The sequence below is a fragment of the Acidovorax sp. CF316 genome (genome assembly GCF_000276605.1).
In the GTDB taxonomy this organism is placed as follows: domain Bacteria; phylum Pseudomonadota; class Gammaproteobacteria; order Burkholderiales; family Burkholderiaceae_C; genus Acidovorax.
Window position 1 is genome coordinate 1 of record NZ_AKJX01000105.1, and the last position, 14,951, is coordinate 14,951.

Sequence of the window (14,951 nt, forward strand, 5' to 3'; positions counted from 1 at the left end):
GGCCGGCGTGCGGCAGCCAGAGCTGTCCGGAAGGGATCAGTCCGTCGGGCTGCCGCGCAGAAGGGGGTGCCAGGATGGCCATGGAGCCCGAGTGTAGGGGAGCTGTGGTGTCGCAATCGTTCAATACAGCGCAGGGTGGGGCGCACCACCATGCCGGCATGAACACGACCCTTGCCAACGACCTGGCGCATGCCGCCGCCCCACCCGTCCCGCAGCCATCGGGCCCCTCATCACGCTGGTGGGGCCTGCCGCTGCTGCGTGCCATGCGCGCCGACTACCTGGGCTTTGTCACGCGGCTGCAGCGCGAGCATGGCGACCTCACGCGCATGCGGCTGGGCAACGAGGATGCCTGGGACCTGCTGTCCCCCGAACTGGTGCGCGAGGCCCTGGTCACCCATGCCGAGCACCTGGTGCGCTGGGAGCGCGGCATCGAGGTGTTCGCGCAGGTCTTCGGCCAGAGCGTGCTGGTGACCGAGGGCGGCACCTGGCAGCGGCAGCGCCGCATGCTGATGCCGGCCTTTGCGCCCAGGCGGGTGGCGGGCTATGCGCAACTGATGACCCGCGCCGCGCAGGCCGCACTGGACGCTGCCGTGCCGGCGGGCCAGGCCGAGGCCCTGGTGGGCATGGACGGGCTGTGGTCGGGCGTGGCCATGGACGTGATCCTGCGCACCCTGTTCAGCGAATCGGCCAGGGAGGACGCACGCGACGCCGCCTGGGCCACGCAGACCCTGTCGGCCACGGCGTTCTCGGAGATGTTCCTGCCCTTCACCCTGCCCGACTGGCTGCCCCTGCCCGGCAAGGCCGGCAAGCGCCGCGCGCTGCGCCTGCTGCGGGGGCTGGTGCAGCGCCACATCGGTCGGCGCCAGGCGCAGCAGGGGCTGGCGGGCATGGCGGAGCGCACCGACCTGCTGCAGATGCTGCTGGCGCTGCGCGACGAGGTCACGGGTGAGGCCTTGTCGCCGCAGGAGGTGTTCGACCAGTGCATGGTCAGTTTCCAGGCCGGGCACGAGACCAGCGCCACCGCGCTGCTGTGGTGGAGCCGGCTGATGGCCGAACACCCCGGGGCTGCGCAGCGTGCACAGGCTGAAGTGGATGCCGTGCTGCAGGGCCATGTGCCGGGCCCGGAGCACCTCGCGCAGCTGCCCTGGCTCTCGGCCACCCTGAAGGAAGCCATGCGCCTGTACCCGCCCGTCGCGGTGGTGATGAGCCGGCGCACCACGGCCCCCATCACGCTGGGCGGTGTGGCCGTGCCCCAGGGGGCCTTGCTGCGCATCACCCCCTGGGTGCTGCACCGCGATGCGCGCTGGTTCGCGCAGCCCGAGTGCTTCCTGCCCGAACGTTTCGTCGAGGGGGCTCCCGACATACCCCGCGGGGCTTGGATTCCTTTTGGCCTGGGTCCGCGCGTGTGCATCGGCCAGCACTTCGCGATGCTGGAGATGGTGCTGCTGGCCGCCATGCTGCTGCAGCGCTACACCCTGCGCGTGCCCGAGGGGGCAGCGCCCGTGCGGCCGCAACTGCATGTGACCCTGCGGCCTGAGCAGCCGGTGCAGTTGCTGCTCAGCCGGCGCGCTTGAAGCTCACGGCAGCTCCGCGCTGTTCATGCGCGCCAATATCGTGCGCGTGCGCCCGGCCAGGTAGGCCGATCCCGGCGTTTTCTCGAAGCGCTTGGGCGCCGGCAGCATCACGGCCAGGCGGGCCGCCTCGCCCGGGGCCAGGCGGCTGGCGCTCTTGCGAAAGTAGTGCTGGGCCGCAGCCTCGGCGCCGAACACGCCTTCGCCCCACTCCACGCTGTTGAGGTAGATCTCCAGGATGCGTTCCTTGCTCAGCAGCTGCTCGAGCAGCAGCGTGAGCACGAATTCCTGGCCCTTGCGCAACAGGGTGCGCTCGCCCGAGAGCAGTAGGTTCTTGGCCAACTGCTGGGTGATGGTGGAGCCGCCACGGATCTTGGGCGCGCGCTGGGGCCGGTCGGGCGCGCGGGTCTGGGCCTTGGCGGCCTGGGCTTCGGCCTTGGCGTTGCGCTCCCAGGCCTTCTCGATGGCGGCCCAGTCCACGCCGTCGTGGTTCGCGAAGCCGTCGTCCTCGGAGGCGATCACGGCGCGCTTCAGGTGGTCCGATATCTCGGCGTAAGGCATCCACTGCTGGCGCCAGCGCACGTGGCCGGTGGCGGCCACCTGCACCCAGGCTTCGGAGCGCTGGAAGCTGGTGGATTCGGGATTCACCACCACCATGGCCGCGATGCGCAGCACGAAGAACAGCTGCAGCGCCAGGGCGGCGAACACCACCAGGCCCAGCCAGCGCAGCACGGCTTTCATGGTCGCACGTTCTTTCTTCGCTGCCGCGGGTCAGTGCGGCTGCAGCGCCAGTTGCGCCTGCAGTTCGGCCAGCACCTGGGCCGAGGGCGGGCGCACGCCGCGCCAGAAGGCGAAGGCCTCGGCCGCCTGCTCCACGAGCATGCCCAGGCCGTCGCGCGGCACCGCGCCCTGCGCGGCCGCCCAGTCGAGGAAGCCCTGGGCCGCGGGGCCGTACATCATGTCGTAGGCCAGGCTGCCCGGGCGCAGCACGCTGGCCGCCACGGGCACTGCATCGCCGGCCAGGCTGCTGGCCGTGGCATTGATGACCACGTCGAAGTCGCCGGACACGGCAGCCAGCGTGCTGGCCGCGAGCTGCGCACCCAGCTCTTTGGCCAGGGCCTGGTGCGACTGCACCAGCGCCTGGGCCTTGGCCAGGGTGCGGTTGGCAATGGTGATGTGGCGTGCACCCGCTTGCAGCAGCGGTCCGAGCACGCCGGCTGCGGCGCCTCCGGCGCCCACCAGCAGCACGCTGGCACCCTGCAGGGCCACGCCGGCATTGCGCGTGATGTCGGCCACCAGGCCCAGGCCGTCGGTGTTGTCGCAGTGGATGCTGCCGTCCGGCCGGAAAGCGAGGGTATTGGCCGCACCCGCGAGCTGTACGCGCTCGCTGCAATGCGTGGCCAGCAGCGGCGCCTCGGTCTTGAACGGCACGGTGACATTGCAGCCGCGCCCGCCCTGGGCCGCGAAGTCGTGCACGCCCTCTGCAAAGCCATCGAGCGCCACCAGGCGCCGCTCGTAGACCAGGTGCTCACCGGTCAGCTCGGCAAAGCGCGCGTGGATGGCGGGCGAGCGGCTGTGCGCCACCGGGTTGCCCATCACGCAGTACAGATCGGTGGCTTGGCTCATCTCAAACAATGCAAGGGGTGGGGCGCTTCTGCCAGGGCGTCGCGCGGGATTCAGCGGACGGTGGTTTCCAGCGTCTGGTCGCGGGTGAAGCGAAAGCGCGCCACCATGGCGATCTGGTCGGCCTTGGCTCGCATCTCCGTATTGAAGCTGCCAAATGGGCCGGCAGCGCGGGCGATGGCCTCGGCGCGGCGGTCCAGCGTGGCATTGCCCGAACCCTGGACGATCTCGGTTTCGAGCACGCGGCCGTCGTGGTTCACGGTGACGATCATCGTCAGCTCGCCATAGAGCTTCCTGCCGGCCTGCTCGGGGAAGTTTTCGGTGCCCTTGTCCTCGACCTTGCGGCGCAGCGCGTCGTAGTAGATCGCATAGGCCTCTTCGCGCGTGGCAGGGCTGATGTAGCGCTTCTTGGGCCGCGAGTTCTCTTCGTTGATGCGCTTTTCGATCTCGGCCAGCAGCTTGACCAGTTGGCGGCGCTTCTCGTCCTGCGCCGACTGTTCGGCGCTCTGGCTGGGCTTGCGCGGGTCGGGTGGTGGCATGCTGGCCAGTTGCTTGCGCAGCTGCGTGAGCAGCTGGGTCTGCTGCTCCTGCATCGCATCCATCTTGCGCTGGGCTTCCTCGAAATCGTCCCCCATGGCGGTCAGTGCCGAGTAGGGCAGGGGGCTGGTGGCCCGGCCTTTTTCCGCATCGCCGCCGCCGGCCAGGTTGGACTGGGCGATGGCCTGGGCTTTCTCCGGCCGCTCGTTGGACTTGGCATTCACCAGGATGACTTCGAGAGGCGTGTCCTGGAACACGCGGTTGAAGCCCTCCGGGTCGATGAAGCGCACGGTGATGAGCGCCGCATGCACGGCGATCGATACGCCGAGCGCAAGCTGCAGCGTGCTGAAGGTGCGGAGGAAGGCAGGCAGTTTCACGGCGTCAGATTATCAGCGCTCGCGGGCGCTTCGGCTTCGTTCACATCCACCGCGATGGCGATCGGGCCGGCCACGGTGTCGTCATCCTCCTCCGCCGCCTCGTCGGCACCGGTCTCGGCTGCGTCGCTGTCCAGGCGTTCCAGCACCGTGCCATGGATGTCCAGCGTGATCTCGTCGATCTCGCCGAGCTTCACGCGCAGGCGAGCGCCGCGCGGCAGGTTCTGGGCACCCAGCACCGGGAAGACGAGCGGAATATCGTCCGCCCGCACCAGGAAGCTGCCGCCCGGGCCTTCCTTGAAGACCGTGGCGGTCAGCTCGGTGAGGCCGTGCTGCTGCACGTACTTCAGGGTCCAGAAGCGCTCCATGCCGGCCTGGTAGCCGTTGTAGGCGCTGTAGGCCCCATCGAAGCTGCTGATGATGGAGAACAGGTCCGCATCCTTGGGCTTGAACGGCGCGGCCAGTGCCGCCGTCTTGCCGTGGCGCGCGCAGGCGATGATCTGCCACTGGTTGACCAGGTCGGTGTAGCGGCGCAGCGGCGAGGTTGCCCACGAATAGCACTTGACCCCGATGCCGGCGTGCGGCAGCGCCTTGGTGCCCATGCGCACCTTCACGCCCGGGGCCATGCTGGCCTGGCTGCGGTAGATGCCGGGCACGCCGAGCTCGGCCATCCAGGCGCCCCAGGTGCTGTTGGCCACGATGGCGGCCTCGGCCACGATCAGGTCCAGTGGCGCGCCGCGCCGGCGCGTGGTGATCTGCACCTGCTCCGAGCCGTTGGGCTCGGCGCGGTCGTTGCCTACCAGGCGGAAGTTGTAGTCCGGGCGGTTGAAGTTCTCGGGCTTGCCGCGCACCACCTCGCGCTGCGCCTTGAGGCTCTGGGCCAGGCGGAACAGGAAGGACAGCTCACCGCGCCGCACGGCCAACTCCGCGGGCGTGCCCTCCACCTGCACGCTGGGGTCGGTCAGCCAGGCCTCGGTCACGATGTGGTCGAGCTGATCGTGGCGCAGGTTGGCTGCCACCGGCACACGCTCCAGGCGGGTTTCGGTGGACAGGATCTCCAGCGTGGTCTCGTTGATCGTCACATACAGCGACACGGCCGGGTTGGCGCGGCCTTCGTCCAGCGTGTAGATCTGCACCACCTCGTCGGGCAGCATGGTGATCTTGTAGCCCGGCATGTACACCGTGGACAGGCGCGCGCGACCGACCTGGTCGATGGCGCTGCCCGGCTGCACGGCCAGGCCGGGCGCTGCGATGTGGATGCCCAGCACCACGGTGCCCGTGCCCAGGCCCTGGACCGAGAGCGCATCGTCGATTTCCGTGGTCTGCGAGTCATCGATCGAATAGGCCTGCACACTGGCCAGCGGCAGGTCGTCCGGTGGCTGGGGGGCCGCCAGGTTCGGGAAACCCGTGCCCTTGGGGAAGTTCTCGAACAGAAAGCGCTTCCAGTGGAACTGGTAGGCCGAGTCGATGGCGCCGGCCTTTTGCAGCAGGTCCAGCGGGGCGGTGTGCGTGGCGCGGCTGGCCTCGACCACGGCCTTGTACTCGGGCGCGTTCTTGTCGGGCTTGAACAATATCTTGTAGAGCTGGTCGCGGATGGGCTGGGGGCATTCCCCCCGGCCCAGGGCCGCGGCCCATTCGTCGATCTGGGCCAGCACGGCCTTTTTCTTTTCGATGGCGGCCAGCGCCTGCTGCAGGATCTCGGCCGGCGCCTTCTTGAAGCGGCCCTTGCCCGCGCGGCGGAAGTAATGCGGCGCCTCGTACAGGCGGAACAGCGCACCGGCCTGCTGGACCAGCGTGGCGTTCTCGGAGAAATAGTCGCGCGCCAGGTCGGCAAAGCCGAAATCGTCCTCGGGCGCGAACTCCCAGGCCAGGTCCAGCTCGATGGTTTCGGCCACGGCCTGCGCCTGGGCCACCAGCTCGGCCGGGGCGGGTTTCTCGAACTTCAACAGGACGTTGGCGGCCTTGACCTTGACCCGCTTGCCCGAATCGAGCTCGACTTGGGCCGAGCTCTCGGCCTCGGACAGGATACGGCCGGCCATGAACTTGCCGGCTTCTTCAAACAATGCGTGCATGGACGGCATTGTCCCATGGGTGCCTGGGCGTCTCTTGCGGCGGTATCAGGACTTTGCCAGGCCCATGCAGTCCAGGGGGGTGGCAATGGCCGGAATGTTGGTGGCGTCCGGGCCCTGGGCGGTCATCTTGTCCGGTACCTTGGCCTTGCCGCAGACCCAGGCAATGGGCACCTGGGGGAAATCCGGCACGATGGCCGGCCGCAGGGTCAGGACCTTGCCCGCGATGGCCTTGTTGGCCTTGTTGCCATAGACGATGTTCACCGCCCCGCCGGCCACGGTGACCTTGGCCACGTTGGTGCTGACGATGCGGTCCTCGGGCGGCAGGCCGGCGGCGGCATTGTCGGCGGGCATGGTTTTCTTGAGCGCGTAGTGCACGGCCACGGCCTGCTTGACGAACTCCACCATGGCCTGGCCCTCCTTCACCTGGGTGCGCAGCACCCGGTCCTGGTACGAGGGCAGGGCCATCAGGGCCAGCACGGCGACGACGGCGACGACCATCATCATCTCGATCATCGTGAAGCCCCGCGGGTGAAGGGGGAGCGAAAAGGCTGTGTGCTGCGGGTGGGTCATGTCGGTGGTGCACGCCGGTGAGGGCGGGGCTGCAGGAGGCATCGATGGGGCTGAATATAAGGGCTGGCGTCCCGGCCCCTGGGCCCGCACTCGCCGTGTGGCCGGCGCGCCACGGGGCGGGGCTCTATGATTCGCGGCTTCCTTCACCGTGCAACCCGCCCCTCGCCCGCCTCCCGATGCCGATCGCTGCCATTGCCGCACCGCTGACTTTGCTGGCAGTGGCCCTGCCCTTCCTGTTCTCCATCACCAGCCCTCCGTCCACCAATGTCTGGCCGCTGCTGGCCTCGTGGTCGTGCATCACGCTGCTGGCGGCGCTGGCATGGCTGCGCGCACTGCGCTCGCGCCGCCACCCGGACCTGCGCGTTGGCGGCACCACGGCAGCCACCTGGCTGGCACTGGGGCTGCTGCTGGCCGCGGTCGTGGGGGGCGTGATCTGCCTCGTGCAGTACTTCGGGGGCGATGTGGGCCTGGCGCCCTGGATCAATGCCGCCACCCCCGGCCAGGCGGTGGGCAACCTGCGCCAGCGCAACCAGCAGGCCACGCTGGTTGCGCTGGGGGCCTGGGCGCTGGCCTGGGCGGTGGCACAGTGGCATGCCCGCGCACAGGGCGATGGGCCCCCCCGGGGGTTGCCGCTTCCCGAGAGCCTGGTGGGCCTGGCCTTCGGCATGGCATTGACCGTGCTGGCCCTGGCCAGCGCCGCCACCTCCTCGCGCACCGGCGCCGTGCAGTGGCTGGTCATCGTGGTGCTGCTGCTGTGGTGGCGCCGCTCGCTCGGGCGCATGGCGCTCACCGTGGCGCTGGGTGGGGTGATGCTCTACATTGCGGCGGCCTGGCTGCTGCCGCTGGCGCTGCACAGCTTCAGCGGTGTTCAGGCCGAGGGCCTGTTCAACCGTTTCTCCGGGGATTCCCACCAGTGCACCAGCCGCCGCGTGCTCTGGTCCAACGTGCTCACCCTGATCGCGCAGAAGCCCTGGACGGGTTGGGGCTGGAACGAACTCGACTACGCGCACTACACCACCCTGTTCCCCGGCGAACGTTTTTGCGTGCTGCTGGACAATGCCCACAACCTGCCCCTGCACCTGGCCGTGGAGCTGGGCCTGCCGGCGGCCGTGCTGCTGTGCGGCGCGGCGCTGGCGTTCATCCTGCGGGCTCGGCCCTGGAGCGAGACCGACCCCGTGCGCCAGCTGGCCTGGGGCATCCTGGCCCTCATCGGCGCGCACAGCATGCTGGAGTTCCCGCTCTGGTACGGGCCCTTCCAGCTGGCGGCCCTGGCGGCCGTGGCGCTGCTGTGGCCGCGCCGCGGCGCGGCGCGGCCCCCCTCCGCGGCGGTACTGGGCGCAGCCGGCATCGCCCTGGTCGCCGGCGCCGTGCTCCTGGTCTGGGTGGCGAACGACTACCATCGCATCAGCCAGCTCTACAAGGTGCCCGACAAGCGCGATCCGGCCTACCGCGACATGGCGCCGGCCACGACGGCGCCGTCCCTGCTGTTCCAGGACCAGGTGGACTTCGCCCGCCTGCCCTCCATCGGGCTGACCCCGGCCACGGCGCAGGAGGTGTTCATGCTGTCCGGCCAGTTGCTGCACTACTCGCCCGAACCCCGCGTGATCGAGCGGCGCATCGACAGCGCGGTCATGCTTGGCCAGGACGCCGAGGCGGCGTACCAGCTGCGCCGCTACCGCATCGCCTACCCCAAGGACCATGCGCGCTGGCTGAACAAGGTGCCGCCGGCTTCGCGCGCCTCGGAATCACAGCCGCATGAATGAGGCCACCCGGGGCAGGTGCACCTCGAAGCCGCTGAGCGCATGGTCGCCGCCTTCCAGCACCTCCTGCTGCGCGGCCGGGTAGCGCGCCACCATCTCGCGCCAGTCCAGCACCTCGTCGCCCTTGGCGATGATGGCCAGCTCGGGGCCCGCGGGCGGCTGGCCGCGCACGTCCAGTGCCTGCAGCTCGGTGATGTACTCGGGCAGGAAGAAGAAGCGCTCCGCCGGGTCGTGCCAGCTGGTCTGCTCTCCGATGTAGCGCGCCAGGTCGCGCGCCGGGTCCACGGCCGGGTTGAGCATGACGCTCGGGCAGGAGAGCTGCTGCGCCACCCAGCTGGCATAGAAGCCCCCCAGCGAGGACCCCACCACCGCACTCGATGCCCGGGGCCAGTGCGCCACCGTGCCGGCCACCAGGGCCATGGCCTCGCGGGGTGAAGGCGGCAGTTGCGGGCACCAGAAATGCACGCCGGGGTGCTCGGCCGCCACATGGGCGGCCATCTGCCGCGCCTTGGCCGATTGCGGGGAAGAGCGGAAACCGTGCAGGTACAGAAGGTGGGTGGTGCGGTTCATGGAAGTAACAGGCGTCGGGGGCAGGGGAATCACTGCCTTGGCAGGCCTTGCACAGGCATAAGATGTTGCAAAGTGTATGTCGCAGCCTGCGGTACCACGCCCAGCACTGATTCTCCCGACCATGACCGATTTTGCGCCGCTTTCCCCTGCCCGCCGCTCTGCCTGGGTGGTCGGGGACCGGGTGCCTGCGCCCCAGGGGCGGTTCGAGCTGCAGCAGGTACTGGTGGCCAACGGGCAGTTCACCCAGTGGCGGGCGCTGGACCGGCGCGGCAAGCGCCCGGTCACCATCCGGCAGTGGGCGGCGGCACCGCCGCACGCCGCGGCGGCGCTCGAGCGCTGGCTGGAATCCGCCGAGCGTGCCACCCGCCTGAACCATGCCCTCATCGTGCCCGTGCTCGAGGCCGACGTCCTCTCGCGCCAGTCCTACATCGTGCACGAGCAGGCGCCGGGCCCCACGCTGGCCGAGCACCTGGCCCGCCAGGGCCGCTGCACGCCGCACGATGCCGTGGCGCTGGTGATCGATGTACTCGACGCGCTGGAGGCCGCACACGGCGCGGACGTGGTGCACGGCCGGGTGGACCTGGAGCATGTCGCCATGGACCCGCAGCGCCACGCCCGGCTGCTGGGCCTTGGCTGGCATGCCCCGGCGTTCGGCGAGGGACAGGCCGAGGCCAGCGCGGCCGACGATGTGCGCTCGGCCGCCCAGGTGCTGGTGCACCTGCTGACCGGCAGCCCCTGGGTGGGGGCCGCGGGGGCGGGGCGCGCCCTGCCGATCGTGCTCGCCGACGCCCTGGACGAAGGCCTGCGCACCCTGCTGCAGCGCGCCCTGGGCCAGGATGGCGCGGCCCCCTTCGCCGGCGCGAGCGAGCTGCGCGATGCCCTGCGCGCCTGGGCGGCACCTGTGAGCGCTCCGACGGCCGCCAGCAATGCCACGCTCGACTTCCTGTTGCGGCGGATGCGCCACAAGAGCGATTTCCCGGCCCTCTCCGACTCGGTGACGCGCATCCAGCGCGTGGCCCATTCGGAGGACGACAGCATCAGCGACCTCACGCACGAGATCCTCAAGGACGTGGCGCTGACGCACAAGCTGTTGCGCCTGGTCAACAGCGTGCACTATGCCCACGCGGGGCGCGGCACCATCAGCACGGTCTCGCGCGCAGTGAGCCTGGTGGGATTCAATGCCGTGCGCAACATGGCCATGAGCCTGGTGCTGCTCGACCACATGCAGGACAAGGCCCATGCCGAGCAGATGCGCGAGGAGTTCCTGCGCTCCATGATGGCCGGCTCGGTGGCGGCCGAGCTGTGCGGGCCGGGGCAGGGGGCCGAGGAGGCCTTCATCGGCGCCATGTTCCAGAACCTGGGGCGCATGCTGTGCAGCTTCTACTTCCCCGAAGAGGCGCAGCAGGTGCGCGACCTGGTGGCCGGCGGCCGGCTCGAGGGCGGGGAGGAAACCGCCGCCATGCAGGTGCTGGGCCTGGGTTTCGAGGACCTGGGCACCGGGGTGGCCCGCGTCTGGGGCCTGCCCGAGAGCCTGCAGCGCTGCATGCGCAAGCCCCTGGGCTCGCCCACGGCGCGCCCGCCCGAGCAGGGCGTGGAGCGCCTGCGCTGGGTGGCGCTGGCTGCCAACGAGGTGGCCGACATCCTGCTGCACAGCGATCCGGCCCGGCTCGACGAGCGCCTGCAGGGCGTGGGCACCCGCTACAGCCGCACCCTGGCCCTGGCACCTGCGGCCATTGCCGAGGCCACGTTGCGCGCGCGCCACAAGCTGGTGTCGCTGGCCGAGACCCTGGAGTTGCGGGTGCCGCCGGGCACGCCCGCCGCGCGCCTGCTGCAGCTGCCCCCGTCGAACGAGGACGGGGCCGCCGCCATGCCGGAAGACGCGCTGGCGCCCCATGAACTCGGCGCTGGAGAGGCGCCGCCACTGCCGGCGGTGCTGGCCTCGCAGGCAGGGGGCGCCGTTTCGGTGGCCCAGGTCAACGAGGTGCTGGCCGCGGGGGTGCAGGACGTGACCAATGCCATGGTGGACACCTTTGCGCTCAACGACGTGCTGCGCATGATCCTGGAGACCATGTTCCGGGCACTGGGTTTCCGGCGCATGGTGTTCTGCCTGCGCGATGCGCGCACCGAGGTGCTGGTGGGCCGCTTCGGACTGGGTGAGGGCAGCGAGGCCGCCGTGCGCGCCATGCGGGTGCCGCTCAAGGTGCCGGGCGACCTGTTCGCGGCCGTCTGCCTGCGCGCGGCGGACACGCTGATCAACGATGCCACCGATTCGCGCATCAAGGCGCGCCTGCCCGAGTGGTACCGCACGGGGCTCAACGCACCGTCCTTCCTGCTGCTGCCGCTGCAGATGAAGGGCCAGACCTTTGCGCTGATCTATGCCGACCAGTCGGAGGCCGGTGGCATCGTGGTGGACGACAAGGCCCTGGGCTTGCTGCGCACCCTGCGCAACCAGGCCGTGATGGCCTTCCGCCAGGCAGGGTGAGGCGCATTCCCCGGCCCGGCCCCTGGCCGCCAGCCGATAATCGGGGGATGGCCGCCGTTTTTGACAAGCCCTCCTTTGCCCAGCGCTTTCTTCCCCTGTTCCGCGGTTTCGATCTGCCCCTGGTGCTGATCATCCTGCTGCTCGCGGGGGCCGGCCTGCTGGCCATGTACTCCTCGGGCTATGACCATGGCACGCGCTTCATGGACCATGGGCGCAACATGCTCATCGCCTGCGCCATCCTGTTCGTGGTGGCCCAGGTGCCGCCCCAGAAGATCATGGTGTTCGCCGTGCCGCTATATGCCGCCGGCGTGGCGCTGCTGGTGGCGGTGGCGCTGTTCGGCATCACCAAGAAGGGCGCGCAGCGCTGGGTGAACCTGGGCATCGTGATCCAGCCCAGCGAAATCCTCAAGATCGCCATGCCGCTGATGCTGGCCTGGTGGTTCCAGAAGCGCGAGGGCACCCTGCGGCCGCTCGATTTCGCCGCGGCCGGGTTGCTGTTGGCGATTCCGGTGGGCCTGATCATGAAGCAGCCCGACCTGGGCACCTCGCTGCTGGTGCTGGCGGCCGGCCTGTCGGTGATCTTCTTTGCCGGCCTGCCCTGGAAGCTGGTGCTGCCGCCGGTGCTGATCGGCGGCATCGGCATCGCCATCCTGGTGGTCATGGGCGACCCGTGGTGCGCCGACGGGGTGCGCTGGCCTGTGCTGCACGACTACCAGCAGCAGCGCATCTGCACCCTGCTGGACCCTACGCGCGATCCATTGGGCAAGGGCTTTCACATCATCCAGGGCATGATTGCCATCGGCTCGGGCGGCATGTTCGGCAAGGGCTTCATGGCCGGCACCCAGACCCACCTGGAGTTCATTCCCGAGCGCACCACCGACTTCATCTTCGCGGCGTTTTCCGAGGAGTTCGGCCTGGCGGGCAACCTGTTCCTGATCACCTGCTTCCTGCTCCTGGTCTGGCGCGGCTTGGCCATCGCCGTGGGCGCCACGAGCCTGTTCGGGCGCCTGATGGCCGGCGCCGTGTCCATGATCTTCTTCACCTATGCCTTCGTGAACATGGGCATGGTCAGCGGCATCCTGCCGGTGGTGGGGGTGCCCCTGCCCTTCGTCAGCTATGGCGGCACGGCCATGGTCACGCTCGGGCTGGCCCTGGGAATCCTGATGTCGGTGGCGCGCGCCCAGCGCGCGGACCCCAAGAATGCGCCGCCCGCCATGCAGGCATAGCCGGCAGACGGGAGCGGGTGCTTGCGCCATTGCCACGGCGGGCGCTTGGGGTTACAACTGCCGGTCACAGCGGCTTTTCGACAATCCCACGGAGGTGCTCCCATGGCGTCCAAGTTCGAGCTCAAGAAGTCCAGGAACGACAAGTTCGTCTTCAACCTGCTGGCCTCCAACGGCCAGGTGATCCTCACGAGCGAGCTGTACGAATCCCGGGCCAGTGCCCTGAACGGCATCGAATCCGTGCGCAAGAATGCGGCCGATGATGGCCGCTACGGCCGGCTGTGCGCCAAGGACGGCTCTCCCTACTTCACCCTCAAGGCCGGCAACGGCCAGGTCATCGGCCAGAGCCAGCGCTACTCGGGCGAGAAGGCGCGCGAAGCGGGGATCGAATCGGTCAAGGCCCACGCACCCGACGCGGTGGCCGACGACCAGAGCGCCTGATACGGTTTTGCCTTCAACCGTATAGCGTCGTTGGTTCGCCTTGCCGTGCTACAGCACTGTCTGCGGCTCCCGCCTATCTGTACGGTCGAATGCAAATCCGTATGAGCCCGCGCACCGCCCTGCAGGCCCGGCGGGTGCCCCTGCGCCGCACGGGGCCTGCCCGCGCGCCTAAAATGGCCGCATGACCTTCAGCTCCTCTACTGCCGCGCCACAGCGTGCGTCCACCACCCAGCGCATCGACGTTGCCCGGCAACTGCTTCTGGCACCCTTTGGCCTGGATGAAAGCCACCTGGCCCGGGCGCTGGCCGAGATCCGCACGCACCAGGTGGACGATGCGGACCTGTACTTCCAGTACACGCGCAGCGAGGGCTGGAGCCTGGAGGAGGGCATCGTCAAGACCGGCTCGTTCAGCATCGACCAGGGCGTGGGCGTACGTGCCGTGAGCGGCGAGAAGACGGCGTTCGCCTACTCCGACGACATTTCCGAGGCCTCGCTGCTCGATGCCGCGCGCACGGTGCGCACCATCGGCGCGGCGTCGCAGGCCGGGCGGGTGAAGGTGGCGTCGCAGAAGATCGCCACCAGCCGCAGCCTGTACCCGGGCGTGGATCCGATCGCCAGCCTCGACAGCACGGCCAAGGTGGCCCTGCTCGAACGCCTGGAAAAGCGCGCCCGCGCCAAGGACCCGCGTGTGGCCCAGGTCATGGCCGGCCTGGCCAGCGAGTACGACGTGGTGCTGGTGGCGCGTGCCGACGGCACCCTGGCCGCCGATGTGCGCCCGCTGGTGCGCCTGTCGGTCACGGTGATCGCCGAGCAGAACGGCCGCCGCGAAATGGGCTCTGCCGGCGGCGGTGGCCGCTTCGGGCTGGCCTATTTCGACGACGAGCAGATGGGCCAGTACGTGGACGAGGCCGTGAACGCAGCCCTGGTCAACCTCGAGTCGCGCCCGGCGCCTGCTGGCGAGATGACGGTGGTGCTCGGCTCGGGCTGGCCTGGCATCCTGTTGCACGAGGCCATCGGCCACGGGCTCGAGGGCGACTTCAACCGCAAGGGCTCGTCCGCCTTCAGCGGCCGGGTGGGCCAGCGCGTGGCGGCCAAGGGGGTCACGGTGCTGGACGACGGCACCATCGCCGACCGCCGCGGTTCGCTCAATGTGGACGACGAGGGCAACGCCAGCCAGCGCAACGTGCTGATCGAGGACGGCATCCTCAAGGGTTACATCCAGGATTCGATGAACGCGCGCCTGATGGGCGTGGCGCCCACCGGCAACGGACGGCGCGAGAGCTATGCCCACATCCCCATGCCGCGCATGACCAATACCTACATGCTCGGCGGCGACAAGGATCCCCAGGAGATCGTCGCCAGCATCAAGAAGGGGCTGTACGCCTCCAACTTCGGTGGCGGCCAGGTGGACATCACCTCGGGCAAGTTCGTGTTCTCGGCCAGCGAAGCCTACTGGGTCGAGAACGGCAAGATCCAGTACCCCGTGAAGGGTGCGACCATCATCGGCAGCGGCCCCGAATCGCTCAAGAAAGTGACCCTGATCGGCAACGACATGCGCCTCGACAGCGGCGTGGGCACCTGCGGCAAGGAAGGCCAGAGCGTGCCCGTGGGCGTGGGCCAGCCCACGCTGCGCATCGAAGGCCTGACGGTCGGCGGAACAGCTTAAGCACCCCCTGAGTCGCTTCGCGCCTTCCCCCTCTCTCGACTCGCTGCGCGAGTCGGGAGGGG

12 protein-coding genes are annotated in these 14,951 nt (G+C 69.5%); 6 read left to right on the forward strand and 6 right to left on the reverse strand.

The features are described from left to right. Positions 1-158: 158 nt before the first annotated feature. Entirely contained in the window at positions 159-1,574 is a 1,416-nt protein-coding gene (locus tag PMI14_RS11185; RefSeq protein ID WP_108016301.1) for a cytochrome P450, read from the forward strand. 3 nt (positions 1,575-1,577) lie between these two features. Here the strand turns inward: PMI14_RS11185 and mtgA are convergent, their stop codons facing one another. From mtgA to PMI14_RS11210, 5 genes are read right to left on the reverse strand one after another with little or no spacing between them, the layout of a single operon-like run. Further along, positions 1,578-2,312: a monofunctional biosynthetic peptidoglycan transglycosylase gene (gene mtgA, locus PMI14_RS11190; RefSeq protein ID WP_007854153.1), complete on the reverse strand. Its 735-nt coding sequence runs from the start codon at positions 2,310-2,312 to the stop codon at positions 1,578-1,580. A 30-nt stretch (positions 2,313-2,342) separates the two neighbouring features. After that, positions 2,343-3,197, reverse strand: coding sequence for a shikimate dehydrogenase (gene aroE / locus PMI14_RS11195; RefSeq protein ID WP_007854155.1), 855 nt, complete (start codon positions 3,195-3,197; stop codon positions 2,343-2,345). 50 nt (positions 3,198-3,247) lie between these two features. Further along, positions 3,248-4,108, reverse strand: a complete 861-nt coding sequence (locus PMI14_RS11200) for an energy transducer TonB (RefSeq protein WP_007854157.1) — start codon at positions 4,106-4,108, stop codon at positions 3,248-3,250. Next, positions 4,105-6,177 (reverse strand): ribonuclease catalytic domain-containing protein, encoded by a 2,073-nt coding sequence (locus PMI14_RS11205; protein ID WP_007854158.1) that lies wholly within the window; start codon positions 6,175-6,177, stop codon positions 4,105-4,107. Before PMI14_RS11205 ends, PMI14_RS11200 begins: the two co-directional genes overlap by 4 nt. Before the next feature lie 45 nt (positions 6,178-6,222). Further along, positions 6,223-6,789: a pilin gene (locus PMI14_RS11210; protein ID WP_108016302.1), complete on the reverse strand. Its 567-nt coding sequence runs from the start codon at positions 6,787-6,789 to the stop codon at positions 6,223-6,225. 134 nt (positions 6,790-6,923) lie between these two features. Here PMI14_RS11210 and PMI14_RS11215 point away from each other — a divergent pair, with 134 nt between their 5' ends. Then, positions 6,924-8,510, forward strand: a complete 1,587-nt coding sequence (locus PMI14_RS11215; protein ID WP_007854162.1) for a PglL family O-oligosaccharyltransferase — start codon at positions 6,924-6,926, stop codon at positions 8,508-8,510. On the opposite strand, the gene PMI14_RS11220 is transcribed toward PMI14_RS11215, so the two are convergent. Next, entirely contained in the window at positions 8,493-9,077 is a 585-nt protein-coding gene (locus PMI14_RS11220) for a YqiA/YcfP family alpha/beta fold hydrolase (protein WP_007854163.1), read from the reverse strand. The genes PMI14_RS11215 and PMI14_RS11220 overlap by 18 nt on opposite strands. A 121-nt stretch (positions 9,078-9,198) precedes the next feature. On the opposite strand from PMI14_RS11220, the gene PMI14_RS11225 reads away from it, so the two are divergent. The 4 genes from PMI14_RS11225 (at position 9,199) to tldD (ending at position 14,889) form a co-directional block, all read left to right on the forward strand. Further along, on the forward strand, positions 9,199-11,559 hold the full coding sequence (locus tag PMI14_RS11225; protein ID WP_007854164.1) for an HDOD domain-containing protein: 2,361 nt from the start codon (positions 9,199-9,201) through the stop codon (positions 11,557-11,559). 47 nt (positions 11,560-11,606) lie between these two features. Then, positions 11,607-12,785, forward strand: coding sequence for a rod shape-determining protein RodA (rodA, locus tag PMI14_RS11230; protein WP_007854173.1), 1,179 nt, complete (start codon positions 11,607-11,609; stop codon positions 12,783-12,785). Between the two features lie 102 nt (positions 12,786-12,887). Then, a complete protein-coding gene (locus PMI14_RS11235) occupies positions 12,888-13,223 on the forward strand; it encodes a YegP family protein (RefSeq protein WP_007854175.1) in 336 nt (111 codons plus the stop codon). Between the two features lie 181 nt (positions 13,224-13,404). Beyond that, complete coding sequence (gene tldD / locus PMI14_RS11240; protein WP_007854178.1) at positions 13,405-14,889, forward strand: metalloprotease TldD; 1,485 nt, start codon at positions 13,405-13,407, stop codon at positions 14,887-14,889. Positions 14,890-14,951: the final 62 nt, after the last annotated feature.